This is a genomic window from Alteromonas aestuariivivens, assembly GCF_003367475.1.
Lineage (GTDB): Bacteria > Pseudomonadota > Gammaproteobacteria > Enterobacterales > Alteromonadaceae > Alteromonas > Alteromonas aestuariivivens.
The window spans coordinates 1-18108 of sequence record NZ_QRHA01000002.1 but is presented as its reverse complement, the minus strand read 5'-3'; the positions used below and the strand labels follow the sequence as shown (position 1 = coordinate 18108).

Sequence of the window (18108 nt, the reverse complement as noted above, 5' to 3'; positions counted from 1 at the left end):
ACCAGGTAATCAAAAGCAGGAGATGCAGTTGTGGGTCAACAAAAAAACGCTGTAATCGAATCCTCATCAAGCGACAATCTTGATGATATTGAAGTGCCAGACAATTTGAAGGCTGGTGATAATCTTGACACGGACCTGGATGACACAGACGATGTTCTTTTCACCCAGGATGAACTTCCTAAAAACCTCGACGCTACCCAACTTTATCTAGGGGAAATCGGCTTTTCACCGTTACTTACAGCCGAAGAAGAAGTCTATTTCGCACGTCGTGCCCTGCGCGGATGTGATGCCTCCCGCAAACGCATGATAGTCAGCAATTTGCGACTGGTCGTTAAAATCGCGCGCCGCTACAACAATCGGGGCCTCGCTCTTCTGGACCTGATAGAAGAAGGCAACCTTGGATTGATTCGGGCAGTAGAAAAATTTGACCCTGAAAGGGGCTTCCGTTTTTCAACTTATGCAACCTGGTGGATCCGGCAAACTATTGAACGGGCCATCATGAATCAAACCCGCACCATCCGGCTCCCTATTCATGTTGTCAAAGAGCTGAATGTATATCTGCGTGCGGCCAGAGAGTTGTCTCAACGTCTGGACCATGAGCCGACCGCTGAAGAAATTGCCGATGCGCTGGAAAAGCCTGTCGACGAAGTTTCGAAGATGTTACGACTCAATGAACGTATTACTTCGGTTGACACCCCCATTGGCGGAGAAAATGACAAAGCCCTGCTGGACATTCTGGCCGATGAGAAGGAATACGGCCCGGAAGAGAATTTGCAGGACAATGACATCAAGTCCAACATCGTAAAATGGCTTACCGATCTGAATCCCAAGCAACGAGAAGTACTGGCGAGACGCTTCGGGCTTATGGGTTACGAACCCTCTACACTTGAAGATGTCGGTGCCGAAATTGGCCTTACCCGGGAGCGGGTCAGGCAGATTCAGGTAGAGGCTCTGAGGCGCCTTAGGGACATGTTGGGCCATCAGGGTTTAACCCTGGAGAATCTGTTCGACCAGATGGGTGAATAACCCGTAGAAACGCGTTTCAGGTTTGTTCAAACCCAGACCAAAAAGCCACTCATTCTGAGTGGCTTTTTCAATCGTATGTACCAAGGTACATCAGTACGGAGCATCCTTATCGAGATCGCGAACAGGAAGCGCTCTCTCAACTCTCTCTTTCGAGGGTAACGAAGGCATAACGATGTGCGTTATTCTCATCCGGATGGAGTTCCACGCGCTCAACTTCAGACCACCCGCAGTGGGCCTGATAATCGGGAAAGCGGGTATCGCCGCCCACCTCAGTGTCAATGAAAGTCAGGTACAGACGATTCGCCAGCGGCAGGAATGCCTCATAAATTGTCCCTCCACCTATGATCATGACTTCATCAGGTATTACAGGCAGTGTTGAGACCAAATTTAACGCTTCCCTCGGGCTTGTAACCACTGTAGCGTCGTTCAGGGTGTAATCACCCCTCGTGGAAATCACAATGTTGGTGCGCCCGGGCAGCGCCTTACCGATGGATTCATAGGTTTTCCTGCCCATGATCACCGGTTTTCCCAATGTGGTTTGTTTAAAATGGCGCAAATCTGCCGGTAAATGCCAAGGCATGGCATTATCGGCACCAATGATCCTGTCATGTGCCATGGCCGCGATCATCGCAATCTTCATCAATACTGCTTCCTTTTACTTGCGATATATCACTTCAACGTCGTAATCGTCTTCGTCCCAGTCGTCATCATCCAGATCATCCTGAACTTCCGTATTTTTATGATAGGCGTCCCATTTGAAGGCCACTTCCTGCGCAGATTCCTCTGGTTCAGCCTCTATGGGAAGGGTCTCAATATAGTTCATGATTTCACGGCACAATGGCTCCAGGCCAATTTTCTGGAACGCCGAAATCTGGTAAACCGGGCCATCCCACTCAAGTTCATCCGCAATACGCTGACAGAGTTCGCTGGCTTCCTCTTCCAACAGCAAATCAACTTTGTTGAATATCAGCCAACGGGGTTTTGCCGCCAGCGCTGGGCTGTATTTTTCCAGCTCATTAATGATGGCTTTAGCGTTGTCGGCCGGATCACTTTCATCCGCAGGCATCAAATCCACCAAATGTAGCAGCACCCGGCAACGCTCCAGGTGTTTCAGGAATCGAATCCCCAGCCCGGCACCGTCAGCTGCACCTTCAATCAGACCCGGAATATCAGCAATCACAAAACTACGCTGTGAATCCTGGCGCACAACGCCCAGGTTAGGCACCAGGGTGGTAAAAGGGTAGTCTGCAACTTTGGGTTTGGCCGCCGATACAGAACGAATAAAGGTGGATTTCCCGGCATTCGGCATGCCCAGCAACCCAACGTCTGCCAGCAACATCAATTCCAGTTTGAGATTACGGATCTCACCGGGTGTCCCGTTGCTCTTCTGGCGCGGTGCTCGATTAGTACTGCTTTTAAAACGGGCATTCCCCAGGCCATGATAACCACCTTGGGCCACCTTAAGCTTTTGGCCATGACGGGTCAGATCGCCCAGCACCTCGCCAGTATCCTCGTCAGTTGCGCGGGTCCCCACCGGCACACTCAGCTCGAGATCGGCGCCACCGCGACCGGTGCAGTTTCCACCCTGCCCATTCTGCCCTCTTTGAGCCCGGTGAAACCGCTCGAAGCGATAATCAATCAGGGTATTGAGGTTTTCGTCGGCCACCAGGTATACACTGCCGCCGTCACCGCCGTCACCGCCGTCCGGCCCACCCTTGGGAACGTATTTCTCACGTCGAAAGCCAACTACGCCGTTGCCACCGTCACCGGCTTCAACACGAATTTCAGCTTCATCAACAAATTTCATTTATCACTCCAAGTCACGTCTCGCCGGGTGCCGTTCAGTCAATGCCGGTGGGAAATGGTGACCATTTGTTCTCAATTAATGACTACGCCCTTCAAGTTTACACCATTGCTGGCCGCCCAACATGAAGTTTGCTTCAATTCCGCCTGCTCCAAACAGGAAAATACCGGAAGTCAGGTTGGTACAAACGTAAAAAACCCCGCAAGCGCGGGGTTTTTTAAAGCCTGATAAGGCAAATGCTCAGCGTGCGCTTATTCAGCTACAATGCTTACAAACTTACGGTTTTTAGGTCCTTTTACTTCGAACTGAACCTTACCGTCTTTCAATGCAAACAAAGTGTGGTCTTTACCGATACCCATGTTGTCGCCAGCGTGGAAACGAGTTCCACGTTGTCTTACGATGATGTTACCAGCAAGCACAGATTCGCCACCAAAGCGCTTAACACCCAGGCGTTTACTTTCTGAATCACGACCGTTTTTGGTACTACCACCAGCCTTTTTGTGTGCCATGTGTTCGTGCTCCTCTTATGCGTTAATACCAGTGATCTTCACTTCAGTGAACCACTGACGATGACCCATTTGCTTACGAGAGTGCTTACGGCGACGGAACTTGACGATTTTTACTTTATCGCCACGGCCGTGAGTCACTACTTCAGCAGTAATTTTACCACCAGCAACATATGGGGTGCCGATTTTAACGTCGTCACCGTTGCTGATCATCAAAACATTATCAAATTCAACCGTGCCGCCTGGTGCGACTTCGATCTTCTCTAGACGAACGGTCTGGCCTTCAGCCACTCGGTGCTGTTTACCGCCACTTTGGAAAACCGCGTACATATCTTACTCCGCTCTGCGTCATCAAGGACGCAATCAATTCAAAAAACAGGGCGCGAATTGTACGTGAAACATCCGCGAATCACAACCCCGCTTCGCATAAAATTTGAGTGTTTTTCAACCTGGGGGCAGGAAACGGTCACAAACCGCTATAACGCCAGCTCTTTCTCGTCTTAATTGCAGGCCTGAGGCTGGCTAACCTTCTGACATACTGCCATAATTTATGGCATACACTGGAACCGCAATGCAATACGGATCCTGGGGATCCGAAGCGGGATCAAACTTAAAAGCTCGTTAAAACAGCTTGAAGTTCCTTTGCTAGCTGTGTTTTGGCGGTAATTCCATGGCAGTGTTCCACAACTTTCAAATAGCCGTTTTTCAGCGCAACAAAGTTTAACTGACGGCTTTTTAAGACGACGAGGTGGATACCCTTAGCGATTCAGGTACAATCTGCCCCAATAAATTGTACTCCCTCTTAATGGCATACTTGATGCGAACGATGCAAATGGAGCTAATGGACATCGCGCAAATCCGCGCCCTGGCCGCCGACGATATGCAAGCGGTTAACGCCCTGATTCAGGAACAGGTCGATTCGGACGTTGCGCTCATTAACCAACTCGGATTTTATATTGTCAACAGTGGCGGAAAACGCCTGAGGCCAATGCTGTCAGTGCTTGCAGCCCGGGCTATGGGTATACGCAACAGCGAGCATCATACCCTGGCGGCCATAGTTGAATTCATTCACACCGCTACCCTGCTGCACGACGATGTGGTTGATGAGTCCACATTAAGACGCGGCCAGAAAACCGCCAATGCGATTTTCGGCAACCAAGCCAGTGTGTTGGTCGGTGATTTTTTGTACACCCGTTCGTTCCAGATGATGGTCAGCCTTAATCGCATGCGTGTGATGGCGATTCTGTCTGAAGCCACCAACCAGATTGCGGAAGGTGAAGTGTTGCAGCTAATGAACTGCAATGACCCGGAGACCTCAGAGCAACGCTACTTTGACGTAATTTACGGCAAAACCGCCCGTCTGTTTGAAGCAGCAACCCAATTGGCCGCCGTTCTGACAGACCAGCCACCGGCCATAGAAATCGCCATGCAAAACTACGGGAAACATCTAGGGACTGCATTCCAGCTGGCGGATGACATTCTCGATTACGCCGCTGACAGCGCTGAAATGGGTAAAAACGTGGGTGACGACCTGGCCGAAGGCAAACCCACCCTGCCGCTGCTTTACGCTATGTGGCACGCTAACAGTGAGGCCGACCGCGAACTGATACGCGAAGCGATTGAACAGGCCAACGGCATGCCCCATCTGCAGCGTATTCAAAAGATCATGAACGAGACCGGATCATTAGATTATACCCGTGAATGCGCCCTCAAAGAGGCCGCCCTGGCAGAGCAAAGCCTTGAAGGTGTGCCCGATTCGCCCTATAAACAGGCGTTAATTTCCCTCGCACACCTGGCGGTAGAGCGCAGCAGCTAAGACGTTTGCTGGGGGTCAGCCCTCCAGCATCGCGCCAAGAATCCCCACCATAAACCCCAAGACGCCGCCCATTGAGGGCAGCCAGTGATTTTTCATGTGTACCTGCGGGGCAATATCCTGCAGAACCGTATAAAGGATCCCCCCGGCCGCGAACAGCATGATGGCGCTAACAACCTCGGGATAATGAGAAAGCCAATAGAACCCCAACAGGCTGCAAAGCGGGCCCAGAAGTGCCATGACGCAGAACGCCCAAACCAGTTTACGCCGATTCTTGCGCCCCCGGGCTTTCAGTTCACGATAGGCATTAAAGCCTTCAGGAATGTTCTGCACCGCAATCAGTATACCCAGCAACAGGGTACCTCCACCCAGTGCCGCGGCAGAACCCAGCGCGATTGACTCAGGAACAAAATCGCTCAGCATGGCCGCCAGCTGGCTGGCTGGGGTTTTATTACGCGCCAGCCACACGTCCAGCAGCATGAACGCAACCGCACCAGCCAGAAACCAGTAGCAGGCAGCGAAAATTTCAAGGTTTCTGATCCCTTCAGGCACAAGTACCAGGGCAACCGCAGAGAGCAACGCCCCGGCCCCCAGAGCCAGAATACCGTGGCGCAGTTCTTCCTGCAGCCAACGCGGAAAAATTGCTGGTACAAACCCCAACATAGCGCCAGCCGGCATGGCCAAACCGGCCAGCAAGGCTATCACCAATAAAGAGATAATCCCCGATTCTTGCATCCCTGCAACGTCGATCATTTACAGATCTTGGTCCCGGGTCATATTTTCATTGCGGTCGCGGTGCACAATGATGTTGTCTTCGATACGAATTCCACCAAATGGCTTCAGCGCTTCCACTTTGTCCCAATTGATGTATTTAGACTGAGGCGTGGATTTTAAATCTGCCAGCAGGCTGTCGATGAAATACAGCCCCGGTTCGATGGTGAATACCTGCCGTGCTTCAACCACCCGTGTGCAACGCAGGAAAGGGTGATCTTCCGGCGCCGGTTTTGGCGTTCCCCGGTCGTCGTTGACCAGGCCACCCACATCATGTACCTGCAATCCAAGGAAATGCCCGATACCGTGAGGGAAAAAAGTGCGGCTGATACCACTGCTGACTGTGTCTGCCCCGCTCAGATTAACAATACCGGAGTCACTTAATATTTCTGCAACACCTTTGTGCGCGAGTAAATGAATGTCGGTGTAAGGCACACCGGGTTTCAATGCGTCAGCCAGTGTCAGCGTAACTTTGTCCATTTGAGCAATTAAATCGGCAAATGCACCAGACTGACGGCTGTAAGTCCGCGTGATGTCGGCCGCATAACCATGGAAACTGGCTCCCGCGTCAATTAAAAAAGAGCGGGACTGGGCAGGTGCATCAATGTCGCACTGCATGTAGTGCAATATTGCGGCATGCTCGTTAAGCGCCACTATGCCGGTATAAGGTAAATCATTGTCACCATGACGGCTTGCCTGAAGATACGCCAGATTGATATCGAACTCACTCTTTCCGGCACGGAATGCTGCCTCTGCCGCTTTGTGCCCTGCTGCGGCCAGAACGTTAGCCTGGCGCAGGCAATCCAGCTCATAGTCGGTTTTGTAGGCACGATGATAATGCAGATAGTGCAGTACCCGGTCAGGGTTCACATTTTCAAAACCCAATGCATTGGCTACCTCCAGATACTCACCTACGTAGGCGTATTTCTGCTTGTCGTAGGGAAGGTGCTTTTCTACCGCATCCGCCTGTTTCAGCATAACAATATCAAAATGTTCCGCCCAAAAGTCTGTTGGCTCAGGCGGTACCTTATGCCAAAAATCAACTGGTCGATAAAAGATCAGCGTGGGTTTGTCTTCCCCATTGACCACCAGCCAGCAATTCGGATTATCCACTACCGGCAACCAGGCTTTGAACTGTGGGTTGACCTTAAACGGGTAGTGGTTGTCGTCCAGAAACAACCTTTTGCTCTGGCCGGAGTGGATAACCAAACCGTCCAGCCCCTCACGTGCCAACGCTTCTTTGGTTCGGTTCTGCAGTACCTGAATGTGCTCGTTATAGTTGGAAAAATCGTGTGTCATAAGCCCTCTGTTGCCAGCCCTTCTAACAGTGAAGTGGCGTATTTTGGTTCTTTGAATGGCGGCATTTTACAAGAAAACTGCCTGCTACGACACTTTGCAGCACAGCAACCCTGACGATAAGGTCAAAACCCATCCATTCGGCCTTACAGACCAACAACCTCAGCACACCCGGTTTCAAGCTAACTACTGAGGAAGCCCGGTTTACTACTGAGGTGCCAGTTGCAGCCCTCCCAGAGTTGCAGCATCGGTCACTACTGTAGATGTGGGCATCAGTGTGTTTGCCAGCTGTTCAAACAGATTCGATCTGGTGCCAAGCTGGTGCTCATAAATATATCGGTAGGCCAGAACCGCTTTAACATAGTGACGGGTCTCACGATACGGAATATTTTCAATCCAGATATCCGTGGGCAACATGTTTTGGTCGGGTAACCATTCCATTACCCGTTTCCAGCCGGCATTGTAAGAGGCAGAGACCAGCACAGGATTGTTGTCCAGCTTGTCCATCAGATAGCGCAGATACTGCACCCCCAACTCCACATTTTGCTCTGGCTCAAACAACACTTTGCGGCTGACCTGCTTCTTGGCCAGATAGCGTGCGGTGCCCGGCATGAGTTGCATTAACCCGGAAGCACCAGCTGGTGACACGGCATCGGCCATAAAGGCGCTTTCCCTGCGGGCTATCGCCATCGCAAAAGCAGGGTGAACATTGTAGGTTTCGCCCACCCTTGAAAATTGTGGCGCAAAAGCAAGGGGAAAACGGCGTTCAACATCGTCCAGATAACCACTGCGGGCAAACCCGACGATTGCCTGATCATACCACCCCCATTCACTGGCCAGAATTGCGGCATCCTTCACCAGCCCGCTGTCCAGTTGAGACAGCAAGTACCGCCACTCCCTGCGTGCACTGATGGAGCGCCCCAGTTGCAGAAATTCGTAGGCACGTTGTGCAGACGGCATTTGCGCGATGGCCTCAACATTGACCTCACTCCTCGGTGCCGGATGGCTCACCAAGTCCGGGGTTTTTGCCAGCTTTGCACCCGCCATAAAGCCATAGAAATGCCTTTCAGACGCCAGCTGATCGTAGATCGGCAGCGCCATCCCCTTCATTCCAAGTGCTTCATAACTTCTGGCCCGCCAGTACAGATATCCCTCTTCTTCCTGATTGGCTTCCCCGACCGACTCAATCACCGCCAGTACGCTCTGCCAATTTTGCTGGCGCAATAAATAGGCCATATGCCAGCGCTTAACATCTTCTTCAGCACCCGGCACATCAGCTCTTTCAAGCCATTCTCTTGCATCCGGATGATTGTCTATCGCCATACTGAGAGCAATTGCCCGGTGGATCGGCCTGAGCGCATCAGCCGCAAACAGGGGGTTCTCCCTATTTTGCCAAAGGAAATAACCTTTTACGGCGTTGTCAGGCTGTGACCAGGCCAAACGCTCCAGTCCAAAAGCAAGAACTGCCGCTTCCTCTTGAGGATGGGTGAGCGGAAAACGGGATTCACGCAGCACAATAGCAGGATTGGTTCTGACGGTTTGCCATAAGTCTGCCAGATATTGCTGCTCCTGAGGCAACCGACGTTTCAGATAGGGCAGCAAACGGGCATCGCCGCTGGTGACCGCCTTCTCCAGCCTTGCCAGAACCTTGTCACTGGTCATCATGCCCGCAGCCTGCCATTTCCGGAATAATGGATCGCAGGCTTCGGGCTGAGATTTCCCGGTAAGCCATATGTCATCTACTTTACTCAGCCAGTAGGCTGGATTAGTGGCTTCTTCAATTTGAAAGGCCAGGTAATGGCAGGTAATTTCAGCCCCCATGTCTTCCCGGTAGCTGGACATGAACGCCGATTTGTAACCGTACTTGGCGAGGTAACGTAACCAGCTGGAACGCAACGTATAGGTAAGCGGGTGGCCATCATAGCGGGATAAGAACTGTTCCACTTCCGCGCGATGTTCCAGATTAAGCTGGCGAAAGAGGCGCTGTTTAACCAGATAGGGGTAAAGTGGATAGCCCTGAAGTGTTTCAAACTGGCTGTCGAGGCTGGGTAGCTGGTCTTTGGGCGTGGTGCGGATGGCCTTTTCAAGGGCCTGGAATTGCGTGCGCTGCTCCAGGTTACTGTCATCGGCAGGCAATAGATTACCACCGGAGGCCGACGTGGCCCACACCGGCATAGCAATCATCATCAACACTAAGCTTATCCAGCTCATTCGACGCGTATTTAAGAACCGCTCAACTATTCGCATCAACGCCTTCCTATCAGAATACTCTCCACAACCCCTCTCCACGGAAGGGAACCAATGGCAATTAGCCCCCGGAACAGTGTCATTTGAAATAATACACCACCGAGCAACAGAAGCTGCCCCCCCCCATCAATCAGGTGTTATCAGCCCAAAGCTTAACGATGAAATGTTGATATTTTTGTGATTTATTTTTTGTAACCGGGGCACCAATAGCCGCTTTTGGCCCTTGTATTCAGTATATCAGCCTCAATTTGCGTTGCGCTGTCTTTTTTAACGAAATTCGCCTTCTGAAAAGTAAACCAACAGCTACACTTCTCCACAAAACTCAAAAGGCAGGGCAAAGCACGGCTATTGATTTTTAATCATTCATCGCCATCATTAAAAAAAATGAAACGACCGTTTGAATTTTTGATTGAAATTTTGCGTGGCTTTGTCAAAAATCTATTCACCCTAACGTGTCGGTGCGGCAAAGGCTGCTGGATGTTCGCCACCGCGATCGACGATCCCTGGCCATGCCAAAGGAGAGAATAATGTTATATGAAGGCAAAAGTCTGACAGTCAGCCTGTTGGATGACGGTTTTGCTGAACTGGTATTTGATGCCGCCGGTTCAGTAAACAAATTCGACCGCCAGACAGTATCTGAGCTGGACGAGGCCACTTCGGCACTGCACGCCCAAGGTGGCGTGAAAGGTTTGCTGGTACGCAGCAACAAACCCGCGTTTATTGTCGGTGCTGATATTACCGAATTTACCGATCTTTTCAGCCAGCCAGAAAATGAGGTTTTGGATTGGGTAGCACAAACTTCCCAGGTATTTGACCGGTTTGAAGATTTACCCTTTCCTACCATTGCCGCCATTACCGGCTTTGCGCTGGGCGGAGGCTGCGAAATGGCCCTGGCCTGCGACCTGCGGGTAGCCGACACGACCGCCGCCATCGGCTTGCCGGAAGTCAAACTGGGCCTGATGCCTGGCTTTGGCGGTACTGTGCGCCTGCCACGCCTGATTGGTGCAGATAACGCACTGGAGTGGATGACCACCGGCAAAGAGCGCAAAGCGCAGCAGGCCCTGAATGAAGGTGCCATTGATGCCGTAGTTGCCCCTGAAAAATTGCGCGACGCCGCACTGAGCATGCTGAAACAGGCTGCCGGGCAAAAAATTGACTGGCAAACCCGCCGCAGCGATAAAAAGGCACCGCTTAAACTGAACAAAAACGAAGCCATGATGAGTTTTTCCACCGCGCAGGCCATGGTCGCGGCAAAAGCCGGTAAACACTACCCGGCCCCGCACATGATGGTGGAAACCGTGAAAAACGCCGCCGGGCTTGAACGCGATGGCGCGCTGAAACTGGAAAATCAAGGTTTTGTTACACTGGCCAAAACCGACGCGGCTAAAGCCCAGATTGGCATTTTCATGGCCGACCAGTTGGTAAAAGGCAAAGGCAAAAAAATGGCCAAAGCCGCCAGTAAAACTATACAAAACAATGCAGTACTGGGTGCCGGCATTATGGGCGGCGGCATTGCCTACCAAAGCGCTGTTCGCGGCCTGCCTGTGGTGATGAAAGACATCAATACCGCGGCACTCGATTTGGGCCTCAAAGAAGCGGCCAAAATCTTGGGTAAAGGCATGGAACGGGGCAAAATAGACGCCAGAACCATGGCCACTGCACTGAACGCCATTACGCCAACGCTGGAATATTCGGCGCTCAAAAACGCCGACATGGTGATTGAAGCCGTAGTAGAAAACCCCAAAGTAAAAGGTATGGTGCTCAAGGAAACCGAACAGGCAGTGGCTGACGACGCCATTATCTGTTCCAACACCTCGACCATCTCCATTAATCAGCTGGCCGAAAACCTCGACAAGCCTGAGCGCTTCTGCGGCATGCACTTTTTCAACCCGGTGCACCGTATGCCACTGGTGGAAATTATTCGTGGTGAAAAAACCTCTGAGGACACCATCAATGCCGTTGTCGCCACCACCCTGAAAATGGGCAAAACTCCGATTGTGGTCAACGACTGCCCGGGCTTCCTGGTAAACCGGGTGCTGTTTCCCTACTTCGCCGGTTTCAGCAAACTGCTGTTGGACGGGGCCGACTTCGTAGCGGTAGACAAAGTGATGGAGAAGGTATTTGGCTGGCCCATGGGCCCGGCTTACCTGATGGATGTGGTTGGCATTGATACCGGAGATCACGCCGCTGATGTAATGGCCGCAGGCATTCCTGAACGTATGTCACGGCTTGAAAACGACCCGATCACATTGTTTTATAACGACAAGCGCCTGGGCCAGAAAAACGCCAAAGGCTTTTACAACTATGGAACCGACAAGCGCGGCAAGCCGACGAAAGTCGCGGCCGAGGAAGCCTACGCCCTGCTCGCTCCGGTTACCGCAGAGCCCCGGAATTTTGAGGCTGATGAGATAATCGCCCGCCTGATGGTGCCGATGGCCAACGAGGCAATTCGATGCCTCGAAGAAGGCATCGTCGACAGTGCCGCCGAAGCGGACATGGCGTTGCTGTACGGGTTAGGGTTCCCGCCGTTCCGTGGTGGCATCTTCCGCTGGATTGAAACTCTGGGATTAGCGAATTTCGTGGCCTTGGCCGACAAATACGCCGGTCTTGGGCCGATTTACCAGATCTCTGACGGTGTTCGCCAAATGGCCGACGACGGTAAATCCTACTTCGCTTAACCCCTGAGGAGATACATCATGAAAGAAGTCGTAGTTATCGATTGCGTACGCACCCCCATGGGTCGCTCCAAGGGCGGTGTATTCAGAAACGTGCGGGCAGAGACGCTGTCCGCCTCACTGATGAACGCTTTGCTAAAACGCAACCCGGGCATTGATCCGGCGGAAATTGAAGACATTATCTGGGGTTGCGTTCAGCAAACCAAAGAGCAGGGTTTCAACATTGCCCGCAATGCCCAGTTGCTTACCGAAATCCCGCGCACCACAGGTGCGGTGACCGTTAACCGCCTGTGTGGGTCCTCCATGCAGGCACTGCACGATGCCACCAGCGGCATCATGAGTGGCCGCGGTGATATCTATATGATTGGTGGCGTTGAGCACATGGGCCATGTGCCGATGAACTACAACATCGATTTTCATCCTGGCCTGGCCAAATACACAGCCAAAGCTTCCGGTATGATGGGCATGACCGCCGAATTGCTGGGCCGCCAGAATGGTATCAGCCGTGAAATGCAGGACGCCTTTGGAGCACGTTCACACCAGTTGGCGCATCAGGCGCACCTGGAAGGCCGCTGGGCCAATGAAATTGTGCCCATTGAAGGCCACAATGCCGACGGTACGCTGATTTCGGTAGATTACGATGAAGTGATCCGCCCGGACAGCACTGTTGAGACTATGGCGGCGCTGCGCCCGGTATTCGACCCGGTAAACGGAACTGTAACCGCCGGTACTTCATCGGCTATTTCCGATGGCGCTTCGGCCATGTTGCTGATGTCGGCAGAGCGTGCCAAAGCATTGGGACTGACACCCCGAGCCAAAATACGCGCCATGGCTGTTGCCGGTTGTGATGCCGCCATCATGGGCTACGGCCCGGTACCGGCCACACAGAAAGCACTGAAACGGGCTGGCCTGAGTATGGACGATATCGATTTGGCGGAATTCAACGAAGCTTTTGCTGCGCAGGCGCTTTCGTGCATCAAGCAGCTTGGCTGGCTGGACAAGGTGGATGACAAGGTGAACCTGAATGGCGGTGCCATTGCCCTTGGCCACCCACTGGGTTGCTCAGGTTCGCGCATCAGCACCACCCTGCTGAACCTGATGGAAGCCAAGGACGCAACATTGGGCCTTGCTACCATGTGCATTGGCTTGGGCCAGGGTATTGCCACCGTGTTTGAACGGGTGTAAGCCGATACTCCTTTAACGCCTCAGAGCGGCTCAATTGAGCCGCTTTTTTTGCATTCAACCTGCTTTGAGCAATTTGATCAACGCTTTACCCAGCCGCACGTTGAGTGCCCCAGCCGCCACCGCTTCTGCAGAGTTTTCAACAAGCTTGGCACTGAGCGACCCGCCTATCTGATTGGCGATTTCATCGGTAGCCAAATCAAAAATGCTTTGTGCAGCCAGGTTCTGAGCCAGAATTTTCAACAATTTCCAGTTACCCACCGTAGCCGGGCGCAAACCAAATACCAGGGCGATACGACGGATAGTACGCAGGCTTGTCCATATGATCACCAGGGTTTGAATCAAATGGTTGGGGCTTATGAATGCCATACTTCCCGCGACCATGGACTCCTTTTTCAATTCGCTCGCCGCCCGTTGCTCCACGGCTTGCTGCACACGTAGCCGATACAGTTCCAGTACCTCACGACCGGACATATCGGAATTCAGCGACTGCTCAAAGCGCCGATAACAAAGCGCTGCGTAGCTGGCCGGGAAAAAAGCACGGCCATAGCTGGAAAGTACTTCCATCACTCTGGCGCGCTCGGGTTCAGCCCCCAGCTCTGACAACGGTATGCTATTGGAGACAAACCGGCTCACCTGCCGATAGCCTCTTGCCTCCCTGGCTATCAACGCAAACAGACAAACCACAAAAGCCAGCATTAAACACGCGAGCAGCCCTGTTATGAATGGATACTGTTCAAAGCTTGCTACCAACGCGGCCACAGCCTTAAAAAGGCCATAGCCGAAAGCAAATACGCCACCAAAAATCAGGGTTAGCGTACCCCACGCGGGTTCTTTCACCATGGCTGAAGGCTCCCAGCCACCCTGCTCAAACCGGGCCGGCATAGCCTGCTCCGGCGGTGGGGCATCAACCGGATTCTGAGTGATCCTGGTGCGGTAATGGGGTTTGGAATTACCTGCCATTTGATGTCTCCTGGCTGAGTAAAAACTGAAATAACCTGTCCAGTCCGCGCCCGTTAAGTATACGCGGCAGGAAGTCGTCGGGGACCTGCGCTTCCAGAACCGGAAAGTGTTCGTCATTTGCCATCGCTTCCAGTCTGGCCGGAATGGGCTCAAAACAGGCCTCCATATACTGGCGGGAAGAATTCATATACCGCAAGCACTCGTCTGTTGCTCCTGGGTCTGTAGCCTGAATGGCGGACACCAAAAAATGCTCAAAATTGACATTTTTGCCAGTGAAGTGTGCCCGGGCCCCCTCGGTGACCTGTTCCAGCAACGACAGCATGTTCTGCCGCTGCGACGGAGGCAGCAAATCCATTTTTGTTCCCACAAAAGCCACACGCCCCTGGGCATTCCTGCGCAAAATGTTTTTGCTAAACCAGCCTGGATTGCCATACACAAAGGTATCCGCCAAATGGCTCAGGGTTTCTTTTAACTGGTACAAATGCTGTTTGCTGTGATTGAGGCCCGCAAACAAATCAACCAATATGATCTGCTTGTCAGAAGCCTGGAAACTGTTTGACTTTAGTGGCTGAAGCCAGTCTTTCAGAAAAGCCTGGTAATGACGCTGAAATATTTCCGTCCACGGGTTGGAAGGGTCGCTGCTGACTTTGGCCGGTAACGGGGTAAAACCGCTCTGCTGCCAGTCAAAGCCGGAACTTTCCAACAACAAACTACCGGGCTGAAGCATGGAAATTCCCGCCTGCTTGGCGCTCACCAAATATTTGCGGTAGGCCGCCACCAGCTCACTGATCAACTCATTGGAAGGTGCTTGCTCGAAGTCAAACCCACGGACAAAATCATGCCACTGCTGCGCAAACCCCAATTGGGGCTCACTCAACTGCTGAGCCCAGGCGGAATCAGACCATTGGGTAAATGATTTCGACAACATGGGAAAATCTGTTACCCACTCTCCCGGGTAATCCACAAACTCAAAGACCACCGTGGAGTGCGAAAACACCCACGACCTTATGCCTTTGGTTTGCCGCAACCGAACCACCAGCTTAAAGCCATACAACTGCTCTGTGGGGGCAGGCCAACGCTGATGCGCCAGTGCTTCCAGATGTTCCTCAATCGGAAACATGGTATAGCCTTGCAACGGCTCGACATGCATGCTTTCTACCTGCTCCGGAGGCAAGTAATGCAGCAGTGGCAAGCAATTATATTGCTGTTCACACCGATACCTGAGCATTGTCATCAAACTGGTGAACAACATTGATTTTCCGCTACGGCTCAAACCAGTGATGCTGAAACGATGACGCTGTTTGAAAAGCGAAGCACTCAATGGTTCCCGCCCCTTTGCCATCCAGCCTTTTGCAGGCCTTGTAATATCTTCCAGTATGCTACCCATAAAACCTTAATCGCCAACTGGCGTGCCGAAAATTATGTTACTCCGAGAGTAGCAACACGGCCCCGGTTTGTTCACGTAAGTTTAGATGTAGCTACTAATGATAACGAATACAATGGCTGGGCAACGTTTTGTTACACACTGGCCGGCCTATTCCAGCGGGCTGACCACCCCATGCCCACCTCGCTGAATGACATGCGTATATATTTGTGTTGTGCGAACGTCTGTGTGGCCCAACTGTTCCTGTACGGTACGAATGTCGGCACCTCGCATCAATAAGTGAGTGGCAAATGAATGTCGCAATGTGTGCGGCGATACATTTTTCTTGATTCCTGCCTGTGCCGCTGCGCGCTTCACTGCCCGCTGAATTTGTTTCTCATCAATGTGGTGGCGGCGCAAAGCACCGCTTTCAGGATCAATACTCAGCTTGGAAGCAGGAAACAAGTACTGCCAGGACAGATTATGACACTGCACCCCATATTTCTTTTGCAGCGCATTCGGAAGCCAGACTCCCGCGTATCCCGGCATACTCCTGTCTTCCTCCCAGCGCACAGATACCTGGGAGATTTGCGCTTTGAGGGCGGGCACAAGAGAGGTAGCCAGGGTAACAATCCGATGCTTTCCCCCCTTTCCATACCAAACTCTCACACAGTTAAAGTCAAAATCGATATCGCCGACCCGAAGTCGCATACACTCCATTAACCGCAAGCCGCTCCCATACAGCATTGAGCAGGCCAAATGATGATTGGCCGGTACGCACCGAAGCAACTCAGTAATCTCAGACGAGGTTAAAACCACCGGCAGCTTTCTGGCCCGCCGGCTATTAATGAAGTCCATTTCTTCCGACAGTGGCTTACCCAAATATTTTGCGTAAAGAAAAACCAGTGCATTCAACGCAATTGCCTGTGTACTGGAAGACAATTTTCGCCGGGATGCCAAATAGGTCAGATATGCCATAACCTGCTCCTGATGCAATGCACTTGGGTGCCGGTAACGATGATATCGGATGTAGTCTGCGATCCAGAAAAGATAGGTTTGAATGGTGCGCTTCGCATAACGATTTAACAGCATAAAATCGTACACTTCCTGCAAAAATTGTGATCGCATTGGAACCTAGCTGTTAATCGTAAAATAAGATTAAATCTACCCTTTGCAATGAAGTTACCCCACTGAACTAAATAACTGATTTAAATGAGTCTTTTTAGTACCGGATTAGCAAACCCAAATGAGGTTTTTCACTCTTTAAAACATACGTTAGACGTGTATCCAAAGGGTTGTTATAGTGGGGAAAAATCAACTTCGGCGAGAGATTTCCAGTGCAATCATTACACCACATAAACCCCGGTGCTTTGCACCACTTTGAAATCTATTAAGCTGTTATACGGCACAGGGAATTTAACGAGATTTTAGACAATATGGAATTGAGCACTTTATTACCAATTTTTATTTCCGTTATTCTTGGGGTTATTGCCTATCAACAAATGCTTATCAATAGGAATAAACTTAAGCTAGACCTATATAACAAGCGCTTTGAAGTATATCTATCTGCATTGACTTTCTATCAAGAAGTTACTTCTGATGGACCATCTAAAGAATGCCATCGAGACTTTATCAATAAAAAAGAGTCTGCTTATTTTTTATTTTCAAAAAATCAGAAGATATATGAGTTATTAAATAAGATGCATAGTGAATCTTTCAAAATATCCGCTTACAGGACTGGAGCAGACCAGTTGAAAGATTCTCCTGATGTCCTAAGAAAAGCCCGAGAGGATTCTCAAAATGCTTTGAGTTGGTTTAACGGAGTAGTCGATCTTTTGAGGGAAGAAATGAAAAGCTATTTGAGTTTTAATTAGGGTCGCCGTATAACAAACCAAGTCAGCGGGACACTAACACGTAGGCTTCCGTCACTTCGTTCCGTATTATAGCCTACGTGTTACTGCCCCTGCTTGGGGCGTTAGTAGCACTTCAGTTGTTTGTAAAAATAACCTCAGCATTTAACTAAAAAACGGAATTCGGGCTTGGCAGTTTCGTTCTACAGCATTAAGCCAAGGAGCAAGGCACATGTCCAATCAGTTCGTTCAATTGCGCCCTCAGCTAATTCACATGGCGTATAGGTCCTCCTGTCCGTTCTCTGTGGTATTCTTCTGTTTTGTGCAAATTTTAAACGGCGTTGTTTCTATGTGGTGTGCCTACGGTAGTAGGGTCTGTTGCGTAGGTGCCACTAACAAATTGGTCAATTTGACCTCCACTGCGGCGTTCAATTTGTGGCGAATGCCACAAATAGCTCGCCTCCGTTCCGGCAAATTACCAAGGCGTTAGCCCCCAGTACTCTCTCAATGTTGCTCAGCAACGCTGTTATACAGAAACGGCAAGGGCTACCCACCCGGCTCACCTTTCCGCAGTCAGCCCAACCTCTTTTTTTGGCAGCGCTATAAACGCAG

15 protein-coding genes are annotated in these 18108 nt (G+C 51.2%); 5 read left to right on the top strand and 10 right to left on the bottom strand.

Annotation, left to right across the window (positions count from 1 at the left end):
• Positions 1 to 30: 30 nt before the first annotated feature.
• A complete protein-coding gene (gene rpoS, locus DXV75_RS02935) occupies positions 31 to 1026 on the top strand; it encodes an RNA polymerase sigma factor RpoS (RefSeq protein WP_115591796.1) in 996 nt (331 codons plus the stop codon).
• Between the two features lie 136 nt (positions 1027 to 1162).
• On the opposite strand, the gene folA is transcribed toward rpoS, so the two are convergent.
• The 4 genes from folA to rplU form a co-directional block, all read right to left on the bottom strand.
• Complete coding sequence (gene folA, locus DXV75_RS02930) at positions 1163 to 1666, bottom strand: type 3 dihydrofolate reductase (RefSeq protein ID WP_245953099.1); 504 nt, start codon at positions 1664 to 1666, stop codon at positions 1163 to 1165.
• A gap of 15 nt (positions 1667 to 1681) precedes the next feature.
• Positions 1682 to 2833: an Obg family GTPase CgtA gene (cgtA, locus tag DXV75_RS02925; RefSeq protein ID WP_115591794.1), complete on the bottom strand. Its 1152-nt coding sequence runs from the start codon at positions 2831 to 2833 to the stop codon at positions 1682 to 1684.
• A gap of 248 nt (positions 2834 to 3081) precedes the next feature.
• A complete protein-coding gene (rpmA, locus tag DXV75_RS02920; RefSeq protein WP_115591793.1) occupies positions 3082 to 3339 on the bottom strand; it encodes a 50S ribosomal protein L27 in 258 nt (85 codons plus the stop codon).
• Between the two features lie 15 nt (positions 3340 to 3354).
• Positions 3355 to 3666, bottom strand: a complete 312-nt coding sequence (gene rplU / locus DXV75_RS02915; RefSeq protein ID WP_115591791.1) for a 50S ribosomal protein L21 — start codon at positions 3664 to 3666, stop codon at positions 3355 to 3357.
• A gap of 511 nt (positions 3667 to 4177) precedes the next feature.
• On the opposite strand from rplU, the gene ispB reads away from it, so the two are divergent.
• Complete coding sequence (ispB, locus tag DXV75_RS02910; RefSeq protein ID WP_115591789.1) at positions 4178 to 5152, top strand: octaprenyl diphosphate synthase; 975 nt, start codon at positions 4178 to 4180, stop codon at positions 5150 to 5152.
• A gap of 15 nt (positions 5153 to 5167) precedes the next feature.
• On the opposite strand, the gene DXV75_RS02905 is transcribed toward ispB, so the two are convergent.
• The 3 genes from DXV75_RS02905 to DXV75_RS02895 form a co-directional block, all read right to left on the bottom strand.
• Positions 5168 to 5884 (bottom strand): ZIP family metal transporter, encoded by a 717-nt coding sequence (locus DXV75_RS02905; protein ID WP_115592167.1) that lies wholly within the window; start codon positions 5882 to 5884, stop codon positions 5168 to 5170.
• 18 nt (positions 5885 to 5902) lie between these two features.
• Complete coding sequence (pepQ, locus tag DXV75_RS02900) at positions 5903 to 7219, bottom strand: Xaa-Pro dipeptidase (RefSeq protein ID WP_115591787.1); 1317 nt, start codon at positions 7217 to 7219, stop codon at positions 5903 to 5905.
• Positions 7220 to 7423: 204 nt separating this feature from the next.
• Positions 7424 to 9427, bottom strand: coding sequence for a transglycosylase SLT domain-containing protein (locus DXV75_RS02895; RefSeq protein WP_181898337.1), 2004 nt, complete (start codon positions 9425 to 9427; stop codon positions 7424 to 7426).
• Positions 9428 to 9990: 563 nt separating this feature from the next.
• Between DXV75_RS02895 and fadB the strand changes: the two genes are divergently transcribed.
• The gene (fadB, locus tag DXV75_RS02890; RefSeq protein WP_115591783.1) at positions 9991 to 12141 is read left to right on the top strand and encodes a fatty acid oxidation complex subunit alpha FadB; all 2151 of its coding nucleotides are present in this window, start codon (positions 9991 to 9993) and stop codon (positions 12139 to 12141) included.
• An 18-nt stretch (positions 12142 to 12159) separates the two neighbouring features.
• Positions 12160 to 13323, top strand: a complete 1164-nt coding sequence (gene fadA / locus DXV75_RS02885) for an acetyl-CoA C-acyltransferase FadA (protein WP_115591781.1) — start codon at positions 12160 to 12162, stop codon at positions 13321 to 13323.
• Positions 13324 to 13377: 54 nt separating this feature from the next.
• On the opposite strand, the gene DXV75_RS02880 is transcribed toward fadA, so the two are convergent.
• The 3 genes from DXV75_RS02880 to DXV75_RS02870 all read right to left on the bottom strand — a co-directional run bounded on the left by DXV75_RS02880 (position 13378) and on the right by DXV75_RS02870 (position 16774).
• Complete coding sequence (locus DXV75_RS02880) at positions 13378 to 14283, bottom strand: DUF697 domain-containing protein (RefSeq protein ID WP_181898336.1); 906 nt, start codon at positions 14281 to 14283, stop codon at positions 13378 to 13380.
• The gene (locus DXV75_RS02875; RefSeq protein ID WP_281268905.1) at positions 14273 to 15625 is read right to left on the bottom strand and encodes a YcjX family protein; all 1353 of its coding nucleotides are present in this window, start codon (positions 15623 to 15625) and stop codon (positions 14273 to 14275) included. The genes DXV75_RS02880 and DXV75_RS02875 overlap by 11 nt, the downstream gene beginning before the upstream one ends.
• 192 nt (positions 15626 to 15817) lie before the next feature.
• Positions 15818 to 16774, bottom strand: a complete 957-nt coding sequence (locus DXV75_RS02870) for an integron integrase (RefSeq protein ID WP_115591776.1) — start codon at positions 16772 to 16774, stop codon at positions 15818 to 15820.
• Positions 16775 to 17082: 308 nt separating this feature from the next.
• Between DXV75_RS02870 and DXV75_RS02865 the strand changes: the two genes are divergently transcribed.
• A complete protein-coding gene (locus tag DXV75_RS02865; RefSeq protein WP_115591774.1) occupies positions 17083 to 17520 on the top strand; it encodes a helix-hairpin-helix domain-containing protein in 438 nt (145 codons plus the stop codon).
• Positions 17521 to 18108 lie beyond the last annotated feature (588 nt).